The organism is Saccharomonospora iraqiensis subsp. iraqiensis (assembly GCF_000430445.1).
Lineage (GTDB): Bacteria > Actinomycetota > Actinomycetes > Mycobacteriales > Pseudonocardiaceae > Saccharomonospora > Saccharomonospora iraqiensis.
Genome location: NZ_KE387070.1, coordinates 10,057 through 17,406, shown reverse-complemented (window position 1 = coordinate 17,406; position 7,350 = coordinate 10,057). Strand labels below are relative to the sequence as shown.

The 7,350-nt window shown below is 72.8% G+C and carries 10 protein-coding genes; 6 read left to right on the top strand and 4 right to left on the bottom strand.

Features of this window, described 5'->3' with window-relative positions; genetic code table 11:
- Positions 1 to 220, bottom strand: a 220-nt coding sequence (locus ACTIR_RS22215; protein ID WP_034238851.1) for a hypothetical protein, incomplete at its 3' end; no start/stop codon positions are given.
- A gap of 74 nt (positions 221 to 294) precedes the next feature.
- On the opposite strand from ACTIR_RS22215, the gene ACTIR_RS0107425 reads away from it, so the two are divergent.
- The 4 genes from ACTIR_RS0107425 (at position 295) to ACTIR_RS0107410 (ending at position 3,588) form a co-directional block, all read left to right on the top strand.
- Positions 295 to 483: a hypothetical protein gene (locus tag ACTIR_RS0107425; protein ID WP_026453788.1), complete on the top strand. Its 189-nt coding sequence runs from the start codon at positions 295 to 297 to the stop codon at positions 481 to 483.
- Positions 484 to 623: 140 nt separating this feature from the next.
- The gene (locus tag ACTIR_RS0107420) at positions 624 to 2,048 is read left to right on the top strand and encodes an NAD-dependent malic enzyme (RefSeq protein ID WP_026453787.1); all 1,425 of its coding nucleotides are present in this window, start codon (positions 624 to 626) and stop codon (positions 2,046 to 2,048) included.
- Positions 2,045 to 2,626 (top strand): cyclic pyranopterin monophosphate synthase MoaC, encoded by a 582-nt coding sequence (gene moaC / locus ACTIR_RS22210; RefSeq protein WP_034238848.1) that lies wholly within the window; start codon positions 2,045 to 2,047, stop codon positions 2,624 to 2,626. Before ACTIR_RS0107420 ends, moaC begins: the two co-directional genes overlap by 4 nt.
- Positions 2,623 to 3,588: a molybdenum cofactor biosynthesis protein MoaE gene (locus ACTIR_RS0107410; protein ID WP_026453786.1), complete on the top strand. Its 966-nt coding sequence runs from the start codon at positions 2,623 to 2,625 to the stop codon at positions 3,586 to 3,588. The genes moaC and ACTIR_RS0107410 overlap by 4 nt, the downstream gene beginning before the upstream one ends.
- 162 nt (positions 3,589 to 3,750) lie before the next feature.
- Here ACTIR_RS0107410 and ACTIR_RS0107405 read toward each other — a convergent pair whose 3' ends face one another.
- The 3 genes from ACTIR_RS0107405 to moaA all read right to left on the bottom strand — a co-directional run bounded on the left by ACTIR_RS0107405 (position 3,751) and on the right by moaA (position 6,523).
- A complete protein-coding gene (locus ACTIR_RS0107405) occupies positions 3,751 to 4,401 on the bottom strand; it encodes a transglycosylase family protein (protein ID WP_026453785.1) in 651 nt (216 codons plus the stop codon).
- 597 nt (positions 4,402 to 4,998) lie between these two features.
- A complete protein-coding gene (locus tag ACTIR_RS25290; RefSeq protein ID WP_026453784.1) occupies positions 4,999 to 5,424 on the bottom strand; it encodes a MoaD/ThiS family protein in 426 nt (141 codons plus the stop codon).
- Between the two features lie 34 nt (positions 5,425 to 5,458).
- Positions 5,459 to 6,523: a GTP 3',8-cyclase MoaA gene (moaA, locus tag ACTIR_RS0107395; RefSeq protein WP_026453783.1), complete on the bottom strand. Its 1,065-nt coding sequence runs from the start codon at positions 6,521 to 6,523 to the stop codon at positions 5,459 to 5,461.
- A gap of 103 nt (positions 6,524 to 6,626) precedes the next feature.
- Between moaA and ACTIR_RS0107390 the strand changes: the two genes are divergently transcribed.
- Positions 6,627 to 7,031: a TOBE domain-containing protein gene (locus ACTIR_RS0107390; RefSeq protein ID WP_026453782.1), complete on the top strand. Its 405-nt coding sequence runs from the start codon at positions 6,627 to 6,629 to the stop codon at positions 7,029 to 7,031.
- A partial coding sequence (locus tag ACTIR_RS22200) for a molybdate ABC transporter substrate-binding protein (protein WP_411431319.1) occupies positions 7,028 to 7,350 on the top strand: 323 nt, incomplete at its 3' end. The genes ACTIR_RS0107390 and ACTIR_RS22200, both read left to right, overlap by 4 nt.

The following is a 7,350-nucleotide window of genomic DNA, read 5'->3' as shown; positions in this document are numbered from 1 at the left end:
TGTCGGCGTCCAGGGCCAGCAGCGTCTCCAGCACCGCGAGGGTGGCGGTGTCCAGGTTCTCGCACGCGCGCGCGATCGAGCCCGCCGTACCCGCGCGCGTGGCGAGCACGCCGGAATCGGCGGGTGGCGGGGTCGCGAGGTCGCGCCGGTCGCGCAGCAGCGCGGCCAGCTCGTCGTCGGGACGCGAGCTCAGCCAGTCCGCGAGGGAGACAGCGACCATTGTCACCACGATATCCGTCGGCCGGGCCCATCCGGCACACTGTGGTCAGTCGTTGGTCGAGTGAGGAGGACGCCGTGGCGAAGGCGGGCAAGCGGAACCGGATCGACCCGGAGTGGCCGGAGACGGGGGGCGACTCGCACCCGGTCTCGGAACTGGCGGCCGACCGGCAGGGGGCGCTGTCGCCGTTCGGGGACGACATGACCTTCCCGCTGGAGCGGGTGCCCTACGAGCACCCGCAGACCGAGATCAACAAGTCGGCGTAGCCGGAGGCCCCGGCGGGCCCGGGGCCGGTCCGACGGAAGCGAAGTTACTGGTCAGTCACCCCTCCGCGCCGGGAGTGGGCCGCTCGCGGGGATAGGCTTTCCCCCGTTCGACGGTCAATCTCGATGCGGGGGTGCCTGCCATGCCGGTTCCCGGGCCCGGTTACTCGATCACCGTGCGGCTCCAGGCTCCGCCCTCGGCCAGCGCGGCCGGTGACCTGACCACGGCGGTCGGCAGGGTCGGCGGCGTGCTCACCGCGTTCGACGTGGTGGAGTCGCACGCCGACGCGATCGTCGTGGACATCACGGCGAACGTGTCGTCGGCCGACCACGCCGACGACATCACCTCCGCGCTGGACGCGCTGCCCGGGGTGCGGGTACGGAAGGTCTCCGACCGGACGTTCCTGATGCACCTCGGCGGGAAGCTGGAGGTCTCGCCGAAGGTCGACCTGCGCAACCGGGACGACCTCTCCCGCGCCTACACCCCCGGGGTCGCGCGGGTGTGCCAGGCCATCGCGGCCGACCCGGAGAACGCGCGCAGGCTGACCATCAAGCGCAACACCGTGGCCGTGGTCTCCGACGGGTCCGCCGTCCTGGGCCTGGGCAACGTGGGTCCCTCGGCGGCACTGCCGGTGATGGAGGGCAAGGCGGCCCTGTTCAAGAAGTTCGCCGGCGTGGACGCCTGGCCGGTGTGCCTGGACACCCAGGACACCGAGGAGATCATCCGCACGGTGCGGGCGCTGGCCCCCGGGTACGCGGGCATCAACCTGGAGGACATCGCCGCGCCGCGGTGCTTCGAGATCGAGGCGCGGCTGCGGGAACAGCTCGACATCCCGGTGTTCCACGACGACCAGCACGGCACCGCGATCGTGGTGGTCGCCGCGTTGCGCAACGCCCTGCGGGTGGTGGGCAAGCCGCTCGAGAAGTGCCGGGTCGTGGTCAGCGGGGTCGGTGCGGCGGGATCGGCGATCATCCGGCTGCTGCGCCGCAAGGCGCCCGCCGACATCGTCGCGGTCGACATCGACGGGGTCGTCCACCCCGGCCGGGAGGGCCTGGACGACAACCTGCGCTGGGTCGCCGAGCACACCAACGCGCACGGGATGACCGGGACGCTGCACGACGCCCTGGTCGGTGCGGACGTGTTCATCGGGGTCTCGGCACCCGACCTGTTCGGGGCCGAGCAGGTGGCGACCATGGCCGACGACGCGGTGGTGTTCGCGCTGGCCAACCCGGATCCGGAGATCGACCCGCTGGAGGCGCAGCGGCACGCCGCCGTCGTGGCCACCGGGCGCAGCGACTACCCGAACCAGATCAACAACGTCCTCGCCTTCCCCGGCGTGTTCCGCGGGCTGCTCGACGCGCACGCCCACCACATCGACGACGGGATGCTGGTGGCGGCCGCCGACGCGATCGCCGACGTGGTGGACGACCGGCTCAACGCGTCGTTCATCGTGCCGAGCGTCTTCGACACGGCGGTGGCCCCGGCCGTGGCCGAGGCCGTGGCCGAGGTCGCCCGCGGTGGTGATGTGTCCGGGACCACCACCGACGCCGTAACCTCGACGGCGTGAGCGGACAGGACGGCGCGCGGCGGGACGGGACGGACCACCACGACACGGGACCGCGCGACACGGGACCGCACGGCACGGGGCGGGACAGCACGGAAGGCGACGGGCGGCTCAGCCACGTCGACGAGTCGGGCACGGCGCGGATGGTCGACGTCTCCGGCAAGGACGTCACGGCCCGGACCGCCGTCGCCCGGGGGACGGTCCGCACCACCGCTGAGGTGATCGGCCTGCTGACCACCGGGGAGCTGCCCAAGGGGGACGCGTTCGCCACGGCCCGCATCGCCGGGGTGATGGGCGCCAAACGGACCTCGGAGCTCATCCCGTTGTGCCACCAGATCGCGTTGTCCAAGGTCGACCTCGACTTCGACCCGGGCCCCGACCACGTGGTGATCACCGCGACCGCGCGCACCAGCGACCGCACCGGGGTCGAGATGGAGGCGCTGACGGCCGTGGCCGTCGCGGGGCTGACGCTGCACGACATGGTGAAGGCCGTGGACCCCGCCGCCTCGCTCGACGAGGTGCGGTTGGTGGTCAAGGACGGGGGGAAGTCCGGGACCTGGCGGCGGGAGGAGAACCGATGAAACGCACGGCGCGGGTCGTCGTCGCGTCCAACCGCGCGGCGGACGGCGTCTACGCCGACACGACCGGGCCGGTCATCGCCGACTGGCTCGCCGCACGGTCGTTCGAGGTCACCGACCCGGTTGTGGTCGCCGACGGTGCCCCGGTGGAGCGGGCCCTGCGCGGGTTCGTCACCGACGGCATCGACCTGGTGGTGACCACCGGAGGCACCGGCGTGGCACCCACCGACCGGACGCCGGAGGCCACGGCGGCGCTGCTGGACCGCGAGCTGCCCGGGCTGGCCGACGCGGTCCGGGACGCCGGGCGGGAGAAGGTGCCCACGGCCGTGCTGTCCCGGGCGAGGGCGGGTGTGGCGGGCCGGACGCTGGTGGTGAACCTGCCGGGGTCACGGGGCGGGGTGGCCGACGGGCTCGCGGTGCTCGACGCCGTGCTCGACCACGCCCTCGATCAGATCGCGGGCGGCGATCATCCCCGGCACTCCGGGGCAGGGGACGGGGACGGATCCGGGGTCGTCGGCGGGGACGCGGCCCCGGCCGCACCCGCCCGGGTGTCCCGCGCCGAGGTCACCGACGAGCCGGTGTCGGTGGACGAGCACGCCCGGTTGGTGGAGGAGGCGGGTGCCGGTGCGGTCGTCACCTTCGGCGGCGTCGTGCGCGATCACGACGGCGGCCGGTCGGTGACCGCACTGCACTACGAGGGGCATCCGACCGCGGGCGCGGTGCTCGCCGACGTCGTCTCCGAGGTCGCGGCCCGGCGGGCCGGGGTGCGGGCGGTGGCGGTGAGTCACCGCGTCGGGGATCTGACGATCGGTGACGTCGCGCTGGCGTGCGCGGTGGCGGCCGACCACCGGGCGGAGGCGTTCACCACCTGCGCGGATCTGGTGGACGAGGTGAAGGCACGGCTGCCCGTGTGGAAGCACCAGTGGTTCGCCGACGGCACCGACGAATGGGTCAACTCGCCGTAACGCGGCGCCGGTCGCCGGTGTGTGTCGGGCTGCGTGCGTGTCGGGGTGTCGGTCCTTCGGCGGAGGGTCCCACCACCCGGGGGACAGTGGTGGGGCCCTCCCCATACCGACACCCGTCCGGACGGGCCCGACCGGGTCGGTCCGGCCCGTCCGGACCGGGGGTCACTCGGTGGCGATCTTCTGCCCGACCACGATGTAGTCGGGGTCGGAGATGTAGCCCTCGTTCAGGTCGACCAGCGTCGTGTAGCCGCCGTCGACGTCCTTCTCGTCGGCGATCTTGCTCAGCGTGTCGCCCTTCTCGACGACGTAGTCGCCGTCCGGGTTCGACTTCGCGACCCGCTCGGGGGCGGGTTCGGGGGCGGGCTCGGAGGTCTGCTCCGGCTGCGTGGACTGGCTCTGGGTCGAGCCGGAGTCCTGCGCCCCCTGGGTGTTGCTCCCCTCGTAGCTCACGTTCGAGGAGCCCTTCGCGCCGCAGACCGGCCACGCGCCGATGCCCTGACCGTCCAGGACCCGTTCGGCGACCCGGATCTGTTCGGAGCGGGACGCCTCGTGCGGCATCCCGGTGCCGCCGTAGGCCCGCCAGGTGCTCAGCTTGAACTGGAGCCCGCCGTAGTAGCCGTTGCCGGTGTTGATGCTCCAGTCACCGCTGCTCTCGCACTCGGCGATCGCGTCCCAGTTGACGCTGCTGTCCGCCGCCTGGGCCGGGGTCGCGGCCACCGACAGTGGCGCACCCACGGCGATGCCCGCGACGGCGACGCGGGCGAGGTTGCGGGACGCAGCGGACGGTTTGCGGTGCTTGCCTCGATAAGCCATGTCGACTCGGTTTCGACTTCCGCGCCTGTCGAGTACCGCGGGCAGGCGGTGAGCCGGGCCGACCGTCTCGGGCCGACAGGCGGCACCGGGGGATGCCGCCTCCCTCTCGTCCCAGTCCGAGAAGTGCGTTTCGCTCGGGGTTTTTCCGTGTCTCCGGGATCCCGCCGGACTGGGCTCGGCGCAGACGGGAACCCGGTTGTTCCCGGTTGGTCGGGGCCAACCAATTTGCGACGGTACGTAACAACGAGCGTGATCGGAAATTGATGGAACCGTGGGCTAGACCACAGTAACGGCGCGCAACCTTCGCACGATCCGGTTATTTTCCCTGCGTAGGGCGCTGTTACCGGTCCGTGTCCGTCTCGAAACTTTTCACCCAAAGTGAGGTCTGGGTCACGCCGCCGACGACCCGTCTGCTCCGTTCGTGCGGGCACGCGCGGGCCGGGGTGAACGGATGGTCCGGATGAACCGGACACGTGGGCCCGCCCGCGGTGGGAGGTGCACACCCTCCGTCGGTGCGGCATCCGGTGGCGGACTCCACCGGGGGTGTGAACCGGTCCTGCCCCGTCCGGGGGCCGGTACCGGTGGGGAGGGGGACGGTCAGCCGCCCGCGAACGGTGGGAGCACGTCGAGCTGGGCCCCGTCGGGCAGACGGCGGGTGTGGTCGCGCACCGCGACGCCGTCCAGCAGGAAGCCCGCCGCGTCGAGGATGCGGGGCAGCCCGGTGCCGGCGTGCCGTTCACGGAGCCACCGCAGGGCGTCGGCCACCGAGGCGGGTTCGGCCAGCCGGACCGGTTCGGAGTCCAGCCCCGTGGCCGCGCGGGCCGAGGCGAAGTACCGCACCCGCACCGTCACGGCGGTTCCCGCGTCGTCCGGCACCGGGTGCCCCGGCAGCGGGTTCCCCGGCACTGGGTCCCCCGGCGCCGCGTTTCCCGGCGCCGCGTGGCCCCGTGGGGTCGTGGGGCTCTCCGGTGCGGTGGTGTTCTCCGGTGCCGCGGCACGGTGCCCGGTCCCCGACGTGTGCATCGCCTGCTCCCTCGTTCGCGTGCGTGGGCGCGGATCAGCCGCCGATGGAGCTCATCGGCCGGATCGGCTGCGCGAAACCGGCCTCGTTGATCTCGTGTCCGGCGAGTTTGCCCCACATCGCCGCGCGCCAGGTGTCGGCGATCTCCCCGTCGTCGGCACCCTGTCGGACCAGACCGCGCAGGTCGGTCTCGGTGGTGCTGAACAGGCACGAGCGCACCGCGCCGTCGGCGGTGAGCCGGGTGCGTTCGCACGCGGCGCAGAACGGCCGGGTCACCGACGGGATGATGCCCACCTCCTGCGGACCGCCGTCGACCAGCCACCGCTCCGCCGGGGCGCCGCCGCGTTCGGTCGGGCTCGGGGTCAGGGTGAACTCGGCACCCAGCAGGTCGAAGATCTCGTCCGCGGTGATCATCTCGGCGCGGCTCCACCCGTGCTGGGCGTCCAGCGGCATCTGCTCGATGAACCGCAGGTGATAGCCGTGCTCCAGGGCGAAGCGCAGCAGTTCGGGCGCCTCGTGCTCGTTGACCCCCCACAACAGCACCGTGTTGATCTTGACGGGGTCCAGTCCGGCGTCCCGGGCGGCCGCCAGCGCGTCGAGGACGTGCCGCAGCCGGTCGCGCCGGGTGACCCGCGCGAACGTCTCCGGGTGCACCGAGTCGAGGGAGACGTTGATGCGGTTCAGACCCGCGGCCGCGAACCGCTCCGCCCGCTTCGCGAACCCGATGCCGTTGGTGGTCATGGACAACCGCGGCCGGGGTCGCAGTGCGGTGATCCGGGCGACGAGCTCCTCCAGACCCGGACGCAGCAGCGGCTCGCCGCCGGTGAGCCGGATGTCGGTCACCCCGAGCAGCCGCACGGCGACGTCCATCAGCCGCACCAGCTCGTCGTCGGACAGGACCTGCTCACCCGGGGCCCAGTCCAGCCCCTCCGCGGGCATGCAGTATGTACACCGCAGGTTGCACTTGTCGGTCAGCGACACCCGCAGGTCGGTGGCGACACGCCCGAAGCTGTCGATCAGCGAGGGATCGTCCGGGCGTGTGTGGTCCGGTGCCGTGCGCGCTCCGGGCACCCTGGGGATGCCGAGGTCCGTTCCCGTCACCCCGTCCAGCCTAGTCGGGATACCGACGAAAATAAGACCTCCGTCACACCCTCGGCCGAACGACCACTGGCACAGGCGCAGGTGCGGCGATATTCTCCGTCTCATGCCGCAGTTTCGGCTCTCCGAGGCCGCTCGTCTGCTCGGCGTGAGTGACGACACCGTCCGCCGCTGGGTCCGTGCCGGGCGGCTGACCTCCGCCGGGGACGACGCCGGGCGCATGGTGGTCGACGGGGCGGAACTCGCCGCGTTCGCCCGGGCCACCGCCGGGTCCGCGCCCGACCCCACCGGGGTGGGGCGCTCGGCGCGCAACCGGTTCGTCGGGTTGGTCACCGACGTCGTGGCCGACACCGTCATGGCCAAGGTGGAGCTCCAGTGCGGGCCGAACCGGCTCGTGTCGTTGATGAGCGCCGAGGCGGTTCGGGAACTGGGTCTCGCCCCCGGGGTGTGCGCGGTGGCCGTGGTGAAGGCGACCCAGGTGATCGTCGAGACACCGGGTGACGGGCCGTGAGGCGCGCGCCCGGGCGCGACGCGCGGGCGACCCCCGTGCCGCGCACGCTCGTCGCCGTGCTGCTGGCCGTCAGCACGCTCGTGGTGGCCGGGTGCGGTGGTGTGTCCGCGCGGGACCGCACGCTCACCGTGTTCGCCGCGGCCTCGTTGACCGGTGTGTTCGGCGAGCTGGAACGACACTTCGAGAACCGCTACCCGGACCTGGACGTGCGGCTCAACGTCGGCGGCTCGGCCCGGCTCGCCCGGCAGATCGTCGAGGGTGCGCCCGCCGACGTGTTCGCCTCCGCCGACGCGCGCACCCTCCGCCGGGTCGCCGCCGC

What these genes read in the sequence shown, in the direction of transcription:
- ACTIR_RS0107390 (WP_026453782.1), top strand. Translation starts at nt 6,627, where the DNA reads ATGCCGCAGTTTCGGCTCTCCGAGGCCGCTCGTCTGCTCGGCGTGAGT.
- ACTIR_RS25290 (WP_026453784.1), bottom strand. Translation starts at nt 5,424, where the DNA reads ATGCACACGTCGGGGACCGGGCACCGTGCCGCGGCACCGGAGAACACC.
- ACTIR_RS0107405 (WP_026453785.1), bottom strand. Translation starts at nt 4,401, where the DNA reads ATGGCTTATCGAGGCAAGCACCGCAAACCGTCCGCTGCGTCCCGCAAC.
- ACTIR_RS0107420 (WP_026453787.1), top strand. Translation starts at nt 624, where the DNA reads ATGCCGGTTCCCGGGCCCGGTTACTCGATCACCGTGCGGCTCCAGGCT.
- ACTIR_RS0107410 (WP_026453786.1), top strand. Translation starts at nt 2,623, where the DNA reads ATGAAACGCACGGCGCGGGTCGTCGTCGCGTCCAACCGCGCGGCGGAC.